Here is an 18,435-nt window from a genome sequence, read left to right as displayed (position 1 = left end):
TCGCACGCTGCGCCGCGGTAGAGACTTTAATCGTGCCCCGACCCTTGCACATACTCGGCGCATTTGATCTGAGCCCTGTCGGGCAAGGGTTTGCGGGGCGCGTGATGAAATGTGCGGAATCCCACACAAGGCCGTCGCGGCGCCGTTTGCGGCCCGTCGAAGCGAAGTTCTCAACAAAGTTATCCACAGGGCCGCGAGCCGAGCGCAATTGTTCAGTCGAATCCAAAACTTAGCGGTGAAATTAAGGTTTTACTTTAACTTCTACGGCTTCGCGTCCCATGCGACCCACCCCGCGCCGCGAGTTGGCCTCGTGCCGGCTCATCCTCAGTGCCACGCCGAGTGAACGAAATGTTCGTCCGCGTCGCGCTCGACCATCCGCTGCCGACCCTGTTCGACTACCGCTGCGACATCTCCGGGGCGGCTGTCGTAGGCACGCTCGTCAGCGTTCCGTTTGGCAAGCGGCACGTGGTGGGGCTCGTTTGCGAAGTGACCGCTCACAGCGACGTGCCGGCCGAGCGCCTGCGTGATGTGGATCAGGTCTGCACGGCGTGTCCGCCGGTCTCGACACATTGGCTCGCGCTCGCCGCATTCGCCGCGGACTACTATCAGCGCGGTCTCGGCGAAGTGGCGCTGCCGGGGCTGCCGCAGGCGCTGCGCGACGCGTCGCGCTGGTCGCGGCTGTTCGCCCCGGAAGAGCGCTATCGGTTGACGGCCGAGGGCCGCACGGTATTGCCTGACGCCTTGCCGGCCCGCGCGACCGCGCTCCGAGCGCTCGCTCAAGCGCTCGCTCAAGCCGACTTCCTCCTCGCTGCCGACGCCCGCGCGCTGCATCCGAAGGCGCTGGCGACACTCGACACATGGCAGACGGCAGGCTGGGTCACGCTCGATGTGATCGACGCCGCCACGGTGCCCGCCGCCGCGTCGCTGCCGAACATGCCCGCGCCTGCCCTGCCAACCCTCACCGACGAACAGGCGAGTGCCGTCGAAGCGATCCGCGACGCCCACGGCTTCGCGCCGTTCCTGCTGCACGGGGTGACGGGCAGCGGCAAGACCGAGGTGTATCTGCGCGCGCTCGCCGCGATTCTGGCCGGCAAGCCCGACGCGCAAGCGCTCGTGCTGGTACCGGAAATCAACCTGACGCCGCAGTTCGAGGCGGCGTTCCGCGCCCGCTTCGCCGCGCTCGACGCCAGCGCGATCGTCACGCTGCATAGCGGCCTCGCCGAAGGCGAGCGCGCCCGCAACTGGTTCGCCGCGCACACCGGCCGCGCGCGCATCGTGCTCGGCACGCGGCTCGCGGTGCTCGCGTCGCTGCCGCGGCTGGCGATCATCGTCGTCGACGAGGAGCACGATCCGGCCTACAAGCAGCAGGAAGGCTTGCGCTATTCGGCGCGCGATCTCGCGATCTATCGGGCGAAGCAACTCGGCGTGCCGGTCGTGCTTGGCTCGGCGACGCCGTCGCTCGAGAGCTGGTGGCAGGCAGATCAGGGCCGCTACGAGCGGCTCACGCTGTCGCGCCGCGCCGTCGCCGAGGCCGCACTGCCGAGCGTGCGTCTCATCGATCTCGAAGACGAGCGCCGGCGCGGGCGGGCATCGATCGAAGGTTTGTCGGGCCCGTTGATCGCCGCGATAAAGGCGCGGCTCGAACGCGGCGAGCAGAGCCTCGTGTTCCTCAACCGCCGTGGCTACGCGCCGCAACTCGCCTGCGACGCGTGCGGCTGGGTGGCCGGTTGTCCGCGCTGCAGCGCCTACGTCGTGCTGCACAAGCCCGAGCGCGCGCTGCGCTGCCATCACTGCGGCTGGGAGTCTCGTATCCCGCGTTCGTGCCCGGAGTGTGGCAACGTCGATATCGCACCGCTCGGGCGCGGCACGCAGCGCGTCGAGGAAACGCTTGCGAGCGCGGTGCCGGGCGCCCGTGTGCTCCGTATCGACGCCGACAGCACGCGCCGCAAGGGCAGCGCGCAGGCGTTGTTCTCGGACGTGCACGCGGGCGAGGTCGATATTCTGGTCGGCACGCAGATGATCGCGAAGGGACACGATTTCCAGCGCGTGTCACTGGTTGGCGTGCTGAACGCCGATACCGCGCTGTTTTCGCATGATTTCCGCGCGAGCGAGCGTCTGTTCGCGCAGCTGATGCAGGTGAGCGGCCGCGCGGGCCGCGCCGGTCTGCCGGGCGAAGTGCTGGTGCAGACGCGCTATCCGCGTCACGCGCTGTATCACGCGCTGTGCCGTCATGACTACGTCGGCTTCGCCAATGCGACGCTCGCCGAGCGACGCGACGCGCACCTGCCGCCGTTCGTCTACCAGGCGCTGTTGCGCGCCGAAGGCCGCACGCTCGAAGCGGCGCTCGCGTTTCTGCAGCAGGCCGCCGCCGAACTTGCGCGGATTCCTGCCGCCGAGCGCGTCACCGTCTACGACGCAGTGCCGCTCACGATCGTCAAGGTGATGCACGTGCATCGCGCGCAGCTGCTGATCGAAAGCGCATCGCGCGCGGCGCTGCAGGCTACGCTGCGCGCGTGGCAGCCACTGTTGCGCGCGCTCAAGGGCGTGCTGCGCTGGAACCTCGAGGTCGATCCGCTCGACATCTGACGCCACGGGCCAGATGACGCCGGCCATACTTCTTTGAGTCATATCCATAGAGCGAATGATCGTTTCGCTTTGCGATCCCGCTCGCCTATAGTCGCCAAATCGGCGCATTTTGGGGCTAAACGACAATAACTTCGCGCCGATGCCACTCAACTTTCGCGGGGCATGTGCAATGAGCGACACCCATCACACCGTGCCGGAGGGCGCCGCGCCGGGTCAGCGGCAAGGTACACAAGACGCGCAAACCGCACGAGGCAGCGGCTTTTCGCTGACCGAAGACTGGCTCGCCGCGGGCGTCGGCCTGCTCGTGATCGTGATCGCGTGGGCGCTGTTCGCGTCGGGCAGCAGCATCAGGTGGCTCGCGGTCGCGCCGGCCAAATGGTCGAGCGTCGCGCAGGCCGCGCAGGACATCGGCAAGCATCTACCCAACTACTTCGCGCTATTCGCGACATTCGCAGTGCTGTTCGGCGTGAGCGTCGCCCTGCTCCGGCAGCGCGTCGGCGCGTTTCTCGCCGCCTTCATCGTGGTGTTCGTCGCTTCCGCGCTGATTCTGACGCTCGGCGCATGGGTCGACGCGTCCAGGTACAACCTCGAGCCGCCGCTCGTCGCGCTCGCGCTCGGGCTGCTCGTGTCGAACCTGTTCACGCTGCCGGAGTGGCTCGCGGCCGGGCTGCGCGTCGAGTTTTACATCAAGGTCGGTATCGTGCTGCTCGGCGCGACGCTGCCGTTCACGCTGCTCGTGTGGGCCGGTCCGGTCGCGGTCGTCCAGGCGAGCATCGTGTCATTGGTGACGTTCTTCGTGATCTTTCTCGTTGCGCGAGCATTCGGACTCGATCGACGCTTTGCCGCCGTGCTCGGTGTCGGCGGCGCGGTGTGCGGCGTGTCGGCAGCGATCGCGATTGCCGGCGCGGTACGGGCGAAGCGCGAGCAGGCGTCGGTCGCGATCACGCTGGTCGTGCTGTGGGCGATCGTGATGATCTTCGTGCTGCCGTTCGCGTCGCGCTCGCTCGGACTGCCGACGGCCGTCGCCGGCGCCTGGATCGGCACCTCCGAATTCGCCGACGCCGCGGGCATCGCCGCTGCCCAGGCCTACGGCGATTTCGCGCGCCACGCGAGCGGCGCGATCGCCGGCGCGCCCGAAGCGTCGTTGCAGGCCTTCACGCTGATGAAGGTGGTCGGCCGCGACATCTGGATCGGCATCTGGGCGTTCGTGCTCGCAATCGTCGCGACGACGCGCTGGGAAGCGCAGGACAGCGGCGTCGCCGCGCGCGCGAATGCCGGTGAGATCTGGGCGCGTTTCCCGAAGTTCGTGATCGGCTTCGTGATCGCGTCGGCGTTGGTCACGTGGATCGCGAGCCATTATTCACTCGCCGATTACCGTAAGATCGTCACGCCGGAGTTCGTCGCGCCGATCACGGTGCTGCGCACGTGGGCGTTCACCTTCTGCTTCCTGAGCATCGGTCTGACGACGCGCTTCCGCTCGCTTGCCGCGACCGGTCTGAAGCCGTTCCTCGCGTTCACGGCGGGCGTGGTGGTCAATATCGCGATCGGTTACGCGCTGTCCGCACACGTGTTCGCGTCGTACTGGAACAGCCTCGGATAACGCCGTGAAGATTTCGATGGATCGTGGCGCCGGCGCTGCGCCATACGTAGGCGCCGTAGAGCGCAGCTGCGCGGCGGACGCGCCCTGCTGCGCCGCATGCCGGCATCGCGTGAGCGAACGGGATGCGCTCGAGCAGCGTATCCCAGGGCTTGCCGTGTTCAGTTCCGGGTTCGGCGCGAGCGTGGCGGATAGCCGACTGTGTGGTCTGCATGACCAGTTGGTATCGCCCGGCGATGTCTGTGCGCGGTTCGAGCCGGTTGCGCCGTCGCTCGGGCCGCGCTGATCCAACAGCGATCTTCAGGCGCAAATCCCCGCGCCAATCCAGTCGCGAATCCCCACATTCGCGCGCATCCGGCTTCATGAGCCGTTGCGCGCTCTCTCCTGATCTCAGTCGTTCAGCGCGTTTCGCGTATTGCCCGCCGATCCACGCGAGGCCGCGCTCGCACGCTTGCGCTCCTCTTCGCGCCGATTCGAGCCCCTTGTCGCGCCTCGAATGAAAAACACCGCACAGGCCGCGCACATCGCCCAGATGCCCAGTATTACCAGCCACTTTTCCATCACACCAACCCTCGGGAACCCCGTTTATGTTTTCTGCGTGCCCTGAAACCGACGTTTCGGGCCGTCCGTCATCGTGCTTCTGTATATCGGCGCGCGAAGTCGTTTGATAAGGCTTATTTCAAAAAGAATCACGCCAGGGAAAGTACCGATCGAAAACACCCTGGTCCGACTGTCGGTCTCCGCCCGGAAACCCATGTTCCATAAGGCTTCCGATGGGGTGCAACCAACCTGCCGATTTGGTTGCACCTTTTTATTTGGAGGCGTACGATTCGCCCAACTTTTAGTCTTTCGCCAGGCTCGCGCCCGGTATCAGAGAAGGAAACATGGCTAGCACCACCCTTGGCGTCAAGGTCGACGACCTCCTGCGTTCCCGGCTCAAAGATGCCGCCACCCGCCTCGAGCGCACCCCGCACTGGTTGATCAAGCAGGCGATTTTCGCCTACCTCGAAAAGATCGAGCACGGCCAGTTGCCGCCCGAACTGTCAGGCGCAACCGGCACGGCCGATCTCGCCGACGGCGCGGCGGTCGAGAACGAGGAAGACGGCGCATCCCATCCGTTTCTCGATTTTGCGCAGAACGTGCAACCGCAGTCGGTGCTGCGCGCGGCGATCACCGCCGCGTATCGCCGCCCTGAACCCGAGTGCGTGCCGTTCCTGCTCGGCCAGGCGCGTCTGCCGGCCAACCTCGCCGGCGACGTGCAGGCGATGGCCGGCAAGCTCGTCGAAACGCTGCGCTCGAAGAGCAAGGGCGGCGGCGTGGAAGGGCTGATCCACGAATTTTCGCTGTCGAGCCAGGAAGGCGTCGCGCTGATGTGCCTCGCCGAGGCGCTGCTGCGCATCCCCGACCGCGCGACCCGCGACGCGCTGATCCGCGACAAGATCAGCAAGGGCGACTGGAAATCGCACGTCGGCCAGGCGCCGTCGCTGTTCGTCAACGCGGCGACCTGGGGTCTGATGATCACCGGCAAGCTGGTGACGACCAATAGCGAGACGAGCCTGTCGTCGGCGCTCACGCGCCTGATCGGCAAGGGCGGCGAGCCGCTGATCCGCAAGGGCGTCGACATGGCGATGCGCCTGATGGGCGAGCAGTTCGTGACCGGCGAGAACATTTCCGAAGCGCTCGCGAACAGCCGCAAGTACGAGGCGCGCGGTTTCCGCTATTCATACGACATGCTCGGCGAAGCGGCCACCACCGAGGCCGACGCGCAGCGCTACTACGCGTCGTACGAGCAGGCGATCCACGCGATCGGCAAGGCCGCGGGCGGCCGCGGCATCTACGAAGGCCCCGGCATCTCGATCAAGCTGTCGGCGCTGCATCCGCGCTACTCGCGCGCGCAGCAGGAACGCACGATGAGCGAGCTGCTGCCGCGCGTGCGTTCGCTCGCGATCCTCGCGCGCCGCTACGACATCGCCCTCAATATCGACGCCGAAGAAGCCGACCGCCTCGAACTCTCGCTCGACCTGCTCGAAGCGCTGTGCTTCGATCCGGAGCTGCAAGGCTGGAACGGCATCGGCTTCGTCGTGCAGGCGTATCAGAAGCGCTGCCCGTTCGTGATCGACTACCTGATCGATCTGGCGCGCCGCAGCCGCCACCGTGTCATGGTGCGGCTCGTGAAGGGCGCGTACTGGGATACGGAAATCAAGCGCGCGCAGGTCGACGGCCTCGAAGGCTATCCGGTCTACACGCGCAAGGTCTACACCGACGTGTCGTACCTCGCCTGCGCGAAGAAACTGCTCGGCGCGCCCGATGCCGTCTATCCGCAGTTCGCGACGCACAACGCGCATACGCTGTCGGCGATCTATCAGCTCGCAGGCAATAACTACTACCCCGGCCAGTACGAGTTCCAGTGCCTGCACGGCATGGGCGAGCAGCTCTACGAAGAAGTCACCGGCCGCGACAAGCTGAACCGCCCGTGCCGCGTGTACGCACCGGTCGGTACGCATGAGACGCTGCTCGCGTACCTCGTGCGCCGGCTGCTCGAGAACGGCGCGAACACGTCGTTCGTGAACCGCATCGCCGACGAATCCGTCGCGATCAAGGACCTGGTCGCCGATCCGGTCGAGGAAGCGTCGAGGATCGTGCCGCTCGGCGCCCCGCACGCGCGCATTCCGCTGCCGCGCAACCTGTATGGCGCGCAACGGCTCAATTCGATGGGCTTCGATCTGTCGAACGAGCATCGGCTCGCGTCGCTGTCGTCGGCGCTGCTCGCGAGCGCGCATCATCCGTGGCGCGCCGCGCCGATGCTCGAAGACAACCAGATCGCCGTCGGCGCCGGGCGCGACGTGCGCAACCCGGCCGACCAGCGTGATCTCGTCGGCACGGTCGTCGAAGCGACGGCGGAGCATGTGAGCGCCGCGCTCGGCCATGCGGTGGCCGCCGCGCCGATCTGGCAGGCGACGCCGGTCGAGGCGCGCGCGGATTGCCTCGCGCGCGCCGCGGATCTGCTCGAAGCGCAGATGCACACGCTAATGGGCCTCGTGGTGCGCGAAGCGGGCAAATCGCTCGCCAACGCGGTCGCGGAAATCCGCGAAGCGATCGACTTCCTGCGCTACTACTCGACGCAGATCCGCGACGAGTTTTCGAACGACACGCATCGGCCGCTCGGTCCGGTGGTCTGTATCAGCCCGTGGAATTTCCCGCTGGCGATTTTCATGGGCCAGGTGGCCGCCGCGCTCGCGGCCGGCAACACGGTGCTCGCGAAACCGGCCGAGCAGACGCCGCTGATCGCAGCTCAGGCGGTGCGAATTCTGCGCGAAGCGGGCGTGCCGGCGGGCGCGGTGCAACTGCTGCCGGGCAATGGCGAGACGGTCGGAGCCGCGCTGGTCGCCGATCCGCGCACGCGTGCGGTGATGTTTACCGGCTCGACCGAAGTCGCGCGTCTGATCAACAAGACGCTGTCCGGCCGACTCGATCCGGATGGCAAGCCGATTCCGCTGATCGCCGAAACCGGCGGCCAGAACGCGATGATCGTCGACTCGTCGGCGCTCGCCGAGCAGGTCGTCGCCGACGTGCTGCAGTCGTCTTTCGACTCCGCCGGTCAACGGTGTTCGGCGTTGCGCGTTCTTTGTTTGCAGGACGATGTCGCGGACCGCACGCTCGAAATGCTGACAGGCGCGATGCGCGAGCTCGCGCTCGGCAACCCGGATCGGCTGTCGACCGACGTCGGCCCGGTGATCGACCTGGACGCGAAGCGCGGCATCGACGCGCACATCGCGGCGATGCGCGACAAGGGCCGCAAGGTCGAGCAACTGCCGCTGCCGGAGGGCGCGACGCAGGGTACTTTCGTGCCGCCGACGCTGATCGAGCTCGACAGCATCGACGAGCTGAAGCGCGAAGTGTTCGGTCCGGTGCTGCACGTGGTGCGCTATCGCCGCAGCCAGCTCGACAAGCTGCTCGAACAGATTCGCGCGACGGGTTACGGTTTGACGCTCGGCATCCACACGCGCATCGACGAAACGATCGCGCACGTGATCAGCCGCGCACACGTAGGCAACATCTACGTGAACCGCAACGTGATCGGCGCGGTGGTCGGGGTGCAGCCGTTCGGCGGCGAAGGACTGTCGGGTACGGGGCCGAAGGCCGGCGGTGCGTTATATCTGCAGCGTCTGCTCGCAACGCGTCCGGCTGGTTTGCCGAAGTCGCTCGCGCAGGCGCTGGTGGTCGAAGTACCGCCGGCGGCGCAGGCGGCAGAAAAAGGCGACAATCCGGCGGCCGCGCTGACCGCGTTGCGCGACTGGCTGATCGCCGAGCGCGAGCCGCAGCTTGCCGCGCGTTGCGACGGCTATCTGTCGCATGTGCCGGCGGGCGCGACCGCGGTACTGTCGGGGCCGACCGGCGAGCGCAATACGTACACGCTGGGCCCGCGCGGCACGGTGCTGTGTATCGCGTCGACGGCGAGCGGCGCGCGCGTGCAGTTCGCGGCGGCGCTGGCTACGGGAAATCGTGCGTTGTTCGAGGGCGCGGCCGGTGAACAATTGGTTTCGCAATTGCCGGCGTCGCTGAAGGCCCACGCGAGCGTGAAGAAGAGCGCCGACGCGCCGTTCGACGCCGTGCTGTTCGAAGGCGACAGCGATGAGCTGCTCGCGCTCGTGAAGGAGGTCGCGAAGCGCGCGGGGCCGATCGTGTCGGTGCAGGGCGTCGCGGCCCGTGCGCTCGCGAGCGGCGACGAGGACTACGCGCTCGAGCGTCTGCTCACCGAGCGCTCGGTCAGCGTGAATACCGCGGCGGCAGGCGGCAATGCGAATTTGATGACGATCGGTTGAGCGAACCTCGGCGATTTATTCAATAGAAAGGAAGCGGCACGGCGACCCCGACACCGCTTCATCCACACCTGGTATCAAGGAGAAGCTATGCAACACAAAATGAAACAGCTGGCAGGCGCAGCTCTGGTTGCCGCCATGTCGCTGGCGGGGACGGCCAACGCTCAATCGACGGAAGACGTGAAGATCGGTTTCGCCGGTCCGATGACGGGCGCACAGGCGCACTATGGCAAGGACTTCCAGAACGGCATCACGCTCGCGGTCGAAGAGTTCAACGCGACGAAGCCGGTGATCGGCGGCAAGCCGGTTCGCATCGTGCTCGACTCGGCCGACGACCAGGCCGACCCGCGCACCGGCACGACGGTCGCGCAAAAGCTCGTGGATGACGGCATCAAGGGCATGCTGGGCCACTTCAACTCGGGCACGACGATTCCGGCCTCGCGCATCTACGCGAACGCGGGCATTCCGCAGATCGCGATGGCGACGGCGCCGGAATACACGCAGCAGGGCTTCAAGACCACCTTCCGCATGATGACGTCCGACACGCAGCAAGGCTCGGTCGCTGGCACGTTCGCGGTGAAGAACCTCGGCATGAAGAAGATCGCGATCGTCGACGATCGCACCGCTTACGGCCAGGGTCTTGCGGATCAGTTCGAGAAGGCTGCGAAGGCGGCAGGCGCGACGATCGTCGATCGCGAATACACGAACGACAAGGCCGTCGACTTCAAGTCGATCCTGACCAAGCTGAAGTCGTCGAATCCGGATCTGATCTATTACGGCGGCGCGGATTCGCAAGCCGCACCGATGGTCAAGCAGATGAAGCAGCTCGGCGTGAAGGCGCCGCTGATGGGCGGCGAAATGGTCCACACGCCGACCTTCATCAAGCTCGCCGGCGATGCGGCGAACGGCACGGTGGCTTCGCTCGCCGGTCTGCCGCTCGAAGAAATGCCGGGCGGCAAGGCATACGTCGAGAAGTACAAGGCGCGCTTCAACGAAGATGTGCAAACGTACTCGCCGTACGCGTTCGATGGCGCGATGGCGATGTTCACCGCGATGAAGAACGCGAACTCGACCGATCCTGCCAAGTACCTGCCGGTGCTCGCCAAGACGTCGAAGCCGGCCGTGACGTCGGCCAACCTCGCATACGACGCGCGCGGCGATCTGAAGAACGGCGGTATCACGCTGTACAAGGTCGTCGATGGCAAATGGACGACGCTGCAAAGCGTGGGCGGCAAGTAAGTTTTTTGCTGACTACGGTTGATAATAGAAAACCCCGCTCTGGCGGGGTTTTCTATGGGCGGCGCATTCGACGCGCTGTCAGGCCACGTGGCGATTTTCACTGTCCGCGCATCTTCCTCCCCTGCTCACGAATCATCTCGAGCGTCGCCGCGGGCGTGCTCGCTTCCTGCGGCATGCGAATTTCGATCACGGCCGGCAGCTGCGATTCGATCGCGCGTTGCAACGCCGGCAAAAAATCCCCGGTACGTTCAACGGTTTCGCCATGCGCGCCGAACGATCGCGCGAATGCCGCGAAGTCCGGATTCGTGAGGCCGGTGCCATGCACGCGATGCGGATAGTGTCGCTCCTGATGCATGCGGATCGTCCCGAATTGGCTGTTGTTGACGACGATGAACAGCACGCGCAGGTCGTACTGCATCGCTGTCGCGAGCTCCTGCGCGGCCATCATGAAGCAGCCGTCGCCGGCGAGCGCGACCACCGCGCGCTGTGGATACAGCGACTTCGCCGCGAGCGCCGCCGGCACGCCGTAGCCCATCGCGCCGCTCGTCGGCGCGAGCTGAGAACGGAAGTGCCGATACGAGAAATGCCGATGCAGCCACGTCGCGTAATTGCCGGCGCCGTTCGTGAGGATCGCGTCGTCGGGCAAGTGGGCGCGTAACTGCTGGATCACTTCGCCCATCTGCACGTCGCCGGGAATTGGGCGCGGCTCGCGCCAATCCAGATACGCGCGATGCGCTTCCTCAGCGGCACCCGCCCAGGCGAGCCTGCCGGACGGCGACGGTTCCAGTTCCGCAAGCATCGCCGCAAGCTCAGGCATGCCCGAGACGATCGGCAGATCGGCCGCATATACGCGGCCCAGTTCTTCCGCGCCCTGATGCACGTGGACGAGCGTCTGCTTCGTCTTCGGGATGTCGAGCAGCATGTAGCCGTTGGTCGTCGCTTCGCCGAGGCGCGGACCGAGCGCGAGCAGCAAGTCCGCGTCGCGAATGCGCTGAGCGAGCGCCGGATTGATGCCGAGACCGACGTCGCCCGCGTAGTTCGGATGCTCGTTGTCGAAGGTGTCCTGGAAGCGGAACGCGAGTCCAATCGGCAACTGCCAGTTTTCGATGAAACGCCGCAGGTCCGCGCATGCGGCCGCTGTCCAGCCGCTGCCGCCGGCGATGACCATCGGCCGTTGCGCGCCTTCGAGCAACTCGCGCAGCTTCGCGATCTGCGCGGCCGATGGCGACGCCGCCACGCGGTGATAAGCGGGTGCGCCAGGTACCGCGTCGCAGGCATCGCTCAGCACGTCTTCGGGCAGCGCCAGCACGACCGGCCCGGGCCTCCCCGAGGTGGCCGTATGAAACGCATGGCTCAGATATTCGGGGATGCGCTTCGGGTCGTCGATCTGCGCGACCCACTTCGCCATCTGACCGAACATGCGCCGGTAGTCGATCTCCTGAAATGCCTCGCGATCGAGATGTTCGCGCGCGCACTGACCGATCAGCAGAATCATCGGCGTGGAGTCCTGAAACGCAGTATGAACGCCGATCGACGCATGCGTCGCGCCCGGCCCGCGCGTGACGAGTGCGACACCCGGGCGGCCGGTCAGCTTGCCGAGCGCTTCGGCCATGTTCGCGGCCGCGGCTTCGTGACGGCAGACGATCGTCTGGATCCGCCCGGTTTCGTCGTGCAGCGAATCGAGCACGGCGAGAAAGCTTTCGCCGGGGACGCAGAACACGCGCTCGACGCCGTGCGTGAGCAACGCATCGACGACGAGGCGCGCGCCGGTCGTGCGTGCGGTATGGGAAGCGATAACGGAATTGGAAGCGGAATTGGCAGCGGGAGCATTCGGCAGCGACATTGCGAAGAAGCCTCCTGGCAGTGCGTGGGTGCGTTGGGATGGAGCCGCATCGGCGGAACGTGCAACAGCGGCCGATGGGCGCTTCGACAGCTTACGCCGAGCACGTGGGCGCTGTCATGGCGCAGCGCAACTGTTCGATCGGCGTGCGCGCAACACGATCGTGCAAATGAAAACGCGAGCCGCAGGGCCCGCGCTTTTCCGATGCGATCGCACGCAATTGAATGCCGCGCTCAACGACTCAACACTCGACGATATTTACCGCGAGTCCGCCGCGCGACGTTTCCTTGTACTTGGTCTTCATGTCCGCGCCGGTTTCGCGCATCGTCTTGATCACCGAATCGAGCGACACGTAGTGGCTGCCGTCGCCGCGCAACGCCATGCGCGCGGCATTGACCGCCTTCACCGATGCCATCGCATTGCGCTCGATGCACGGAATCTGCACCATGCCGCCGACCGGGTCGCAGGTGAGCCCGAGGTTGTGCTCCATGCCGATTTCCGCGGCGTTCTCGACCTGCTTCGGCGTGCCGCCCATCACGGCGGCCAGCGCGCCCGCGGCCATCGAGCATGCGACGCCGACTTCGCCCTGACAGCCCACCTCCGCACCGGAGATCGACGCATTCAGCTTGTACAGGATGCCGATCGCGGCGGCCGTCATCAGGAAGTCGATCACGCCCTGCTCGTTCGCGCCGGGCATGAAGCGCGTGTAGTAATGCAGCACCGCCGGAATGATGCCGGCCGCGCCATTGGTCGGCGCGGTGACGACGCGCCCGCCGGCCGCGTTCTCTTCGTTGACGGCGATCGCGTACAGGTTGATCCAGTCGACCATCGACAGCGGATCCTGCAACGCGCGCTCAGGGTTGCCCGTCAACGCGCGATAGAGCTGCGGCGCGCGCCGCTTCACCTGGAAAGGTCCGGGCAAGTGACCATCGGCATCGGGATTGTTGATGCCGCATCCGCGCGCGACGCATGATTGCATCACGTCCCAGATCTTCAGCAGACCCGCGCGCGTCTCTTCCTCGCTGTGCCAGACGCGCTCGTTTTCCCACATCAGCTGCGCGATGCTCTTGCCGCTCGCCGCACACAGCGCGAGCAATTCGTTGCCGGTACGGAACGAATGCGGAAGCTGATCGACGGCGCTCAATACCTTCGTGTTCGGCGCGCCGGCCGTCACGACGAAGCCGCCGCCGACCGACAGATAGGTCGACTCGCGCAGCGTTGCCCCTTGCGCATCGAAGGCGAACAGCTTCAGGCCGTTCGGATGCTCGGGCAGCGCCTGACGATAAAACGCGATGTGCTCTTTCTGCACGAAGGGCACCTCGTGCGTGCCGAGCAGCGCGAGTTGGCGCGACGTGCGCACTGCTTCGAGCCGTTGCGCGATCGTCTCGGGATCGACGGTGTCGGGCGCGTCGCCCATCAGGCCCAGCATGACGCCGCGATCGGTGCCGTGTCCCTTGCCGGTCGCGCCGAGCGAGCCGTACAGCTCCGCCTTCACCGATGCGGTGGAAGCGAGCAGCCCGTCGCGCTCGAGTCCCTGGACGAACATCAGCGCCGCGCGCATCGGCCCGACCGTGTGCGAGCTCGACGGACCAATGCCGATTTTGAAGAGATCGAAGACGCTGACTGCCATGTACTGCTCCCTGCCTATAGATAAAGAGTTTAGCGCGCCGGCAGCGGCAAGCACACGGCGAGCCACGCGGGCGGCGTCGGTGCGAGCTGCAGCGCGACTGGCGTAAAGCGTCCATCGAGACGGGCCGCCAGGTGAAACAGTTCCGTCGCGTTCTTCGGATCCCACTGACCCGAATAGCCGGGCAAGCCGGCCTCGCGACGTTTTGCATCGAACGCGACGTTCGAATGCACGAATTCCTCATGCGTCTGAGCGCCGGTAGCAAACGGCACGAGCCAATTCAGCGCGGCGAGCAGCGTCGCGCCGTTCGCGCCCTTCTCCTGCAGCCAGTTGCGGTTGTGGCGGCGCGCGGCGAGCGCGGCCGTCACCAGCGGTTGCAGATCGTAGGTCACGTAGTGCAGCGCATCGCGCTCGCCGAAGTCGATCGTCGAGCCGTCCGGGGCGATGTTGTCGCCGATATGCTCGACGAACAGCCGCTGCGCGGCGTTGATCATCTTGCGGTTGTCGAGCGTGAATGCCGCCATCGCGATCAGCTTGATGCGGTGGCTTTGCCAATTGTTGCGGAACGTGCCCGTGAGCGGCCGCGGCTGCGCGTCGATCTGCGCGATGTAGCCGTTCGCGAGCTTCGTCAGAAACGCCATCGCCGCGTTGCGCGTTTTGACGGGCAACGCGCTCGCGGTCATGTCGTACGCGAGGATCAGACCTTCGAAACGCGTTTCGTCGATCGGATTGAAGCTCGGCTGATAGGTCGTGACCCACGCGTACAGCAGACGGTCGACGAGCTTCAGGAAGCGGTCGTCGCTGGTCGCGCGCCACGCGAGCGCGGCGTCGCGCAGCAGGTCGAGATCCTTCTCCGCTTCGACGCTCTGATCGTAGATGCCCTCGTGCGGCAGCGTGTCCTCGGTGTGCAATTTGGTGAGCGCATGCGGCTGCTCGTTCAGATGTGCCTGCACGTTGGCGACGAGCGCCTTGACGCCGGGGTCGGCATTGGTGCGCTCGCTCGTTTGCAGCGCCGGCGCCGCGCAGAAATTCATCGCGGCCTGCGCCGCGCGCAGCGGCAGCAACGCGGCCGCTGCGGCCAACAGTACCGCGTAAGCGGGCCGCCACGGACGGACGCCTGCCGCCTCGGCCCGGCTTTGCATCAATCGCACCTTTCGCGCCATGCGAAACTCCTCGTTAGGCTGATTCGGTGTGTGATGTTAGCCGGTTGCGGCTTTCAACGACAGGACCGCGGGTGGACCGCTCGCGGACGCCGACGGACCTTCACAGCGCCGCGCATGGCCTCTCGCCGACTCGCACTGCTTATTCGTAATCGGCGATCGGCACGCACGAGCAGAACAGGTTGCGATCGCCGTACACGTTGTCCGCGCGACCGACCGGCGGCCAGTACTTGCTCGCGATCAGCGTCTTCAGCGGGTAGGCGGCGGTCTCGCGCGCATACGCGTGCTTCCAGTCGTCCGAGATCACGACCGCCGCCGTGTGCGGCGCGTGCTTCAGCGGATTGTCCTCGCGGTCCGCGCGGCCTTCCTCGACCGCGCGGATTTCCTCGCGGATCGCGATCATCGCCTCGATGAAGCGGTCGAGCTCTTCCTTCGACTCCGACTCGGTCGGTTCGACCATCAGCGTGCCCGGTACCGGGAAGCTCATCGTCGGCGCGTGGAAGCCATAGTCGGCGAGGCGCTTCGCGACGTCGTCGACGGTGATGCCGCTCGTGTCCTTGATCGGACGCAGATCGAGAATGCACTCGTGTGCGACGAGGCCGCCGGGGCCCGAGTACAACACCGGATAGTGCGGCGCGAGCTTGTTGGCGACGTAGTTCGCGTTGAGGATCGCGGTTTCGGTCGCGGCGGTCAGGTTCTTCGCGCCCATCATCGCGATGTACATCCACGAGATCGGCAGGATCGACGCCGAGCCGTACGGCGCGGCCGACACCGCGCCGATGCCATCCTCCGAGCGCTGGTAGCCCGACGAAGTCTGGTTCGGCAGGAACTGCGCGAGATGCGCGCCGACCGCGACCGGACCGACGCCCGGTCCGCCGCCGCCGTGCGGAATGCAGAAGGTCTTGTGCAGGTTCAGGTGCGAGACGTCGCCGCCGAACTGACCCGGCGCGCACAGGCCGACCATCGCGTTCATGTTCGCGCCGTCCACGTACACCTGGCCGCCGTGCGCATGCACGATCTCGCAGATTTCGCGGACGTTCTGCTCGAACACGCCGTGCGTCGACGGGTACGTGATCATGATCGCCGCGAGCTTATCGGCGTGCTGCGCGGCCTTCTTCTTCAGGTCTTCGATATCGACGTTGCCCTGCGCGTCGCATGCCACGACCACGACCTGCATGCCGGCCATTTGCGCCGACGCCGGGTTCGTGCCGTGCGCCGAAGCGGGAATCAGACAGACATCGCGATGCGCTTCGCCGCGCGACGCGTGATAGGCGTGGATGATCAAAAGACCCGCGTACTCACCCTGCGAGCCCGCGTTCGGCTGCAGCGACACGGCCGCATAGCCGGTCGCGGCGACCAGCATCTCTTCGAGCTGATCGATCATCTCGCGGTAGCCGACGGTTTGCTCGGTCGGTGCGAACGGATGGATCTGGCCGAACTCGGGCCACGTGACCGGCAGCATTTCCGACGTCGCATTCAGCTTCATCGTGCAGGAGCCGAGCGGGATCATCGAGCGATCGAGCGCGAGGTCCTTGTCCGACAGGCTGCGCAGATAGCGCAGCATTTCCGTTTCCGAATGATGACGGTTGAACACGTGATGCGTCAGGTACGCGCTCGTGCGTTCGAGCGCGGCCGGCACCGACGCAGAGTTCGATGCGTTGAGCGCGGCGTCGAGCGCGTCGACTTGCGGCACGTCGCTCGTGAAGGCCGCTTGAGCGAACACCGCGAGCAGGTCGGCCAGATCGTGGCGCGTGGTGGTTTCGTCGATCGACAGGCCGACTTGCGTCGCGCTCACGTGGCGCAGGTTGATGCGCCTGGCCGTCGCCGCGTCGTGCAGCGCTTGCGTGCGTGCGCCGGTGTCGAACGTGAGCGTGTCGAAGAAAGTTTCGTTGACGAGGTTATAGCCAAGCTGTTTCGCGCCTTCGGCGAGCAGCGTGGCGATGCGATTGACGCGCAGTGCGATCGTCTTCAGGCCACGCGGGCCGTGATAGACCGCGTACATGCTCGCCATGATCGCGAGCAGCGCCTGCGCGGTACACACGTTCGAGGTCGCCTTCTCGCGGCGGATGTGTTGCTCGCGCGTTTGCAGCGCGAGACGCAGCGCGGGGTTGCCTTGCGCGTCGACGGTTACGCCGACCAGACGTCCGGGCATTTGCCGCTTGAATTCGTCGCGCACCGCGAGGTACGCGGCATGCGGGCCGCCGAAGCCGACCGGCACGCCGAAACGCTGCGTATTGCCGACCGCGACGTCCGCGCCCCATTCGCCCGGCGGCGTAAGCAGCGTCAGCGCGAGCAGGTCGGCGGCGACGACGACATGGCCGCCCGCCGCGTGGATCGCTTCGGTCAGCGCGCGGTAGTCGCGCACGTCGCCGTTCACGCCAGGGTATTGCAGCAGCACGCCGAATGCGTTGGCGTCGGCGGCTTCAGCGGCCGGGCCGACTTTCACTTCGATGCCGACCGGCGTCGCGCGCGTCTTCACGACCTCGATGGTCTGCGGCAGCACGTCGTCGGCAACGAAGAACACGTTCGACTTCGGTTTGCCGACGCGTTGCAGCAGCGTCATCGCTTCGGCGGCGGCGGTCGCTTCGTCGAGCAGCGATGCATTCGAGATCGCGAGGCCGGTCAGGTCGGTGACCATCTGCTGGAAGTTCAGGAGCGCTTCCAGACGGCCTTGGGAAATTTCAGGCTGGTACGGCGTGTACGCGGTGTACCACGCCGGATTCTCGAGCACGTTGCGCAGGATCACCGTCGGCGTATGGGCGTTGTAATAGCCCTGGCCGATGTAGGAGCGGAACACCTGGTTCTTGTCCGCGAGCTCGCGCAAGGCGGCGAGCGCTTCGGCTTCGCTCTTCGGTTGCGCGAACGGGCCGAGCGGCAGCGTTTCGGTGCGGCGGATCGTCTTCGGGATGACGGCGTCGATCAATGCCGCGCGCGACGCGAAGCCGAGTGCTTCGAGCATCGCTTGCTGGTCGGCCGTATCCGGGCCGATGTGCCGTTCGGCGAAGGCGTCGTGCACTTCGAGCGCGGCGAGCGAGAGAGGAGTGCGGTTCATCAGACGATCCGGGTGTTCGAGCTTCATGGGTGTTCCTGGCGGCGCGGCGCGCCGTTGTCCGAGCGCCGCGCCTGACGGTTAAAACAAAAGGTGACTCAGGCGCCGATCGACTTCGCGTACGCCTCGGCGTCGAGCAGACGGTCGAGCGACGCATCGGCGGCCGGCTTGATCTTGAACAGCCAGCTGTCGTACGGCGTGCTGTTGACGGTGTCGGGCGAGTCGGCGACGGTCGTGTTCGCCTCGATGATTTCGCCCGAGACCGGCGCGTAGATATCGGAGGCGGCCTTCACCGATTCGATCACGGCGACGGTGTCGCCCGCGGTCACGGACTTGCCGAGTTCCTGGACTTCGAAGAAGACGATGTCGCCGAGCGCTTCCTGCGCGTGGTCGGTGATGCCGACCGTCAGCGTGCCGTCCGCTTCGGTGCGGACCCATTCGTGCGATTCGGTGTATTTCAGTTCGGCCGGGATGCTCATTGGATGCTCCTGAACGGTATGTTCGGTAGTGTTTGAAT

Annotated in this window: 10 protein-coding genes; 5 read left to right on the top strand and 5 right to left on the bottom strand. The window is 66.1% G+C overall.

Features of this window, described 5'->3' with window-relative positions:
* The first annotated feature begins 348 nt into the window (after positions 1 to 348).
* From OKW29_RS35260 to OKW29_RS35240, 5 genes are all read left to right on the top strand, one after another.
* Positions 349 to 2,586: a primosomal protein N' gene (locus tag OKW29_RS35260; RefSeq protein WP_429294193.1), complete on the top strand. Its 2,238-nt coding sequence runs from the start codon at positions 349 to 351 to the stop codon at positions 2,584 to 2,586.
* Positions 2,587 to 2,755: 169 nt separating this feature from the next.
* On the top strand, positions 2,756 to 4,186 hold the full coding sequence (locus tag OKW29_RS35255; RefSeq protein WP_429294192.1) for a YeiH family protein: 1,431 nt from the start codon (positions 2,756 to 2,758) through the stop codon (positions 4,184 to 4,186).
* A gap of 109 nt (positions 4,187 to 4,295) precedes the next feature.
* Positions 4,296 to 4,469, top strand: coding sequence for a hypothetical protein (locus OKW29_RS35250; RefSeq protein WP_260321177.1), 174 nt, complete (start codon positions 4,296 to 4,298; stop codon positions 4,467 to 4,469).
* Between the two features lie 598 nt (positions 4,470 to 5,067).
* Positions 5,068 to 9,006, top strand: coding sequence for a trifunctional transcriptional regulator/proline dehydrogenase/L-glutamate gamma-semialdehyde dehydrogenase (putA, locus tag OKW29_RS35245; RefSeq protein ID WP_429294191.1), 3,939 nt, complete (start codon positions 5,068 to 5,070; stop codon positions 9,004 to 9,006).
* 87 nt (positions 9,007 to 9,093) lie between these two features.
* Positions 9,094 to 10,242, top strand: a complete 1,149-nt coding sequence (locus tag OKW29_RS35240) for a branched-chain amino acid ABC transporter substrate-binding protein (RefSeq protein WP_429294190.1) — start codon at positions 9,094 to 9,096, stop codon at positions 10,240 to 10,242.
* A 97-nt stretch (positions 10,243 to 10,339) separates the two neighbouring features.
* On the opposite strand, the gene OKW29_RS35235 is transcribed toward OKW29_RS35240, so the two are convergent.
* From OKW29_RS35235 to gcvH, 5 genes are all read right to left on the bottom strand, one after another.
* On the bottom strand, positions 10,340 to 12,085 hold the full coding sequence (locus OKW29_RS35235) for a thiamine pyrophosphate-binding protein (RefSeq protein ID WP_429294189.1): 1,746 nt from the start codon (positions 12,083 to 12,085) through the stop codon (positions 10,340 to 10,342).
* A 238-nt stretch (positions 12,086 to 12,323) separates the two neighbouring features.
* On the bottom strand, positions 12,324 to 13,712 hold the full coding sequence (locus tag OKW29_RS35230) for an L-serine ammonia-lyase (protein WP_090802417.1): 1,389 nt from the start codon (positions 13,710 to 13,712) through the stop codon (positions 12,324 to 12,326).
* Between the two features lie 29 nt (positions 13,713 to 13,741).
* The gene (locus OKW29_RS35225; RefSeq protein WP_429294188.1) at positions 13,742 to 14,872 is read right to left on the bottom strand and encodes an alginate lyase family protein; all 1,131 of its coding nucleotides are present in this window, start codon (positions 14,870 to 14,872) and stop codon (positions 13,742 to 13,744) included.
* 139 nt (positions 14,873 to 15,011) lie between these two features.
* Positions 15,012 to 17,948 carry an aminomethyl-transferring glycine dehydrogenase gene (gcvP, locus tag OKW29_RS35220; RefSeq protein ID WP_429294187.1) on the bottom strand — a complete coding sequence of 979 codons (2,937 nt, stop codon included), beginning with the start codon at positions 17,946 to 17,948 and terminating at the stop codon, positions 15,012 to 15,014.
* A 68-nt stretch (positions 17,949 to 18,016) separates the two neighbouring features.
* On the bottom strand, positions 18,017 to 18,397 hold the full coding sequence (gcvH, locus tag OKW29_RS35215; RefSeq protein WP_429294186.1) for a glycine cleavage system protein GcvH: 381 nt from the start codon (positions 18,395 to 18,397) through the stop codon (positions 18,017 to 18,019).
* Positions 18,398 to 18,435: the final 38 nt, after the last annotated feature.

Origin of the sequence: Paraburkholderia sp. CI3, from assembly GCF_050436505.1 — a bacterium.
Lineage (GTDB): Bacteria > Pseudomonadota > Gammaproteobacteria > Burkholderiales > Burkholderiaceae > Paraburkholderia > Paraburkholderia tuberum.
The sequence above is the reverse complement of the archived record's forward strand: the minus strand, read 5'-3'. Positions and strand labels throughout refer to the sequence as shown.

Coding starts and splice junctions, on each gene's coding strand:
- OKW29_RS35260 (WP_429294193.1), top strand. CDS start 349: ATGTTCGTCCGCGTCGCGCTCGACCATCCGCTGCCGACCCTGTTCGAC.
- OKW29_RS35255 (WP_429294192.1), top strand. CDS start 2,756: ATGAGCGACACCCATCACACCGTGCCGGAGGGCGCCGCGCCGGGTCAG.
- putA (WP_429294191.1), top strand. CDS start 5,068: ATGGCTAGCACCACCCTTGGCGTCAAGGTCGACGACCTCCTGCGTTCC.
- OKW29_RS35240 (WP_429294190.1), top strand. CDS start 9,094: ATGCAACACAAAATGAAACAGCTGGCAGGCGCAGCTCTGGTTGCCGCC.
- OKW29_RS35235 (WP_429294189.1), bottom strand. CDS start 12,085: ATGTCGCTGCCGAATGCTCCCGCTGCCAATTCCGCTTCCAATTCCGTT.
- OKW29_RS35230 (WP_090802417.1), bottom strand. CDS start 13,712: ATGGCAGTCAGCGTCTTCGATCTCTTCAAAATCGGCATTGGTCCGTCG.
- OKW29_RS35225 (WP_429294188.1), bottom strand. CDS start 14,872: ATGGCGCGAAAGGTGCGATTGATGCAAAGCCGGGCCGAGGCGGCAGGC.
- gcvP (WP_429294187.1), bottom strand. CDS start 17,948: ATGAAGCTCGAACACCCGGATCGTCTGATGAACCGCACTCCTCTCTCG.
- gcvH (WP_429294186.1), bottom strand. CDS start 18,397: ATGAGCATCCCGGCCGAACTGAAATACACCGAATCGCACGAATGGGTC.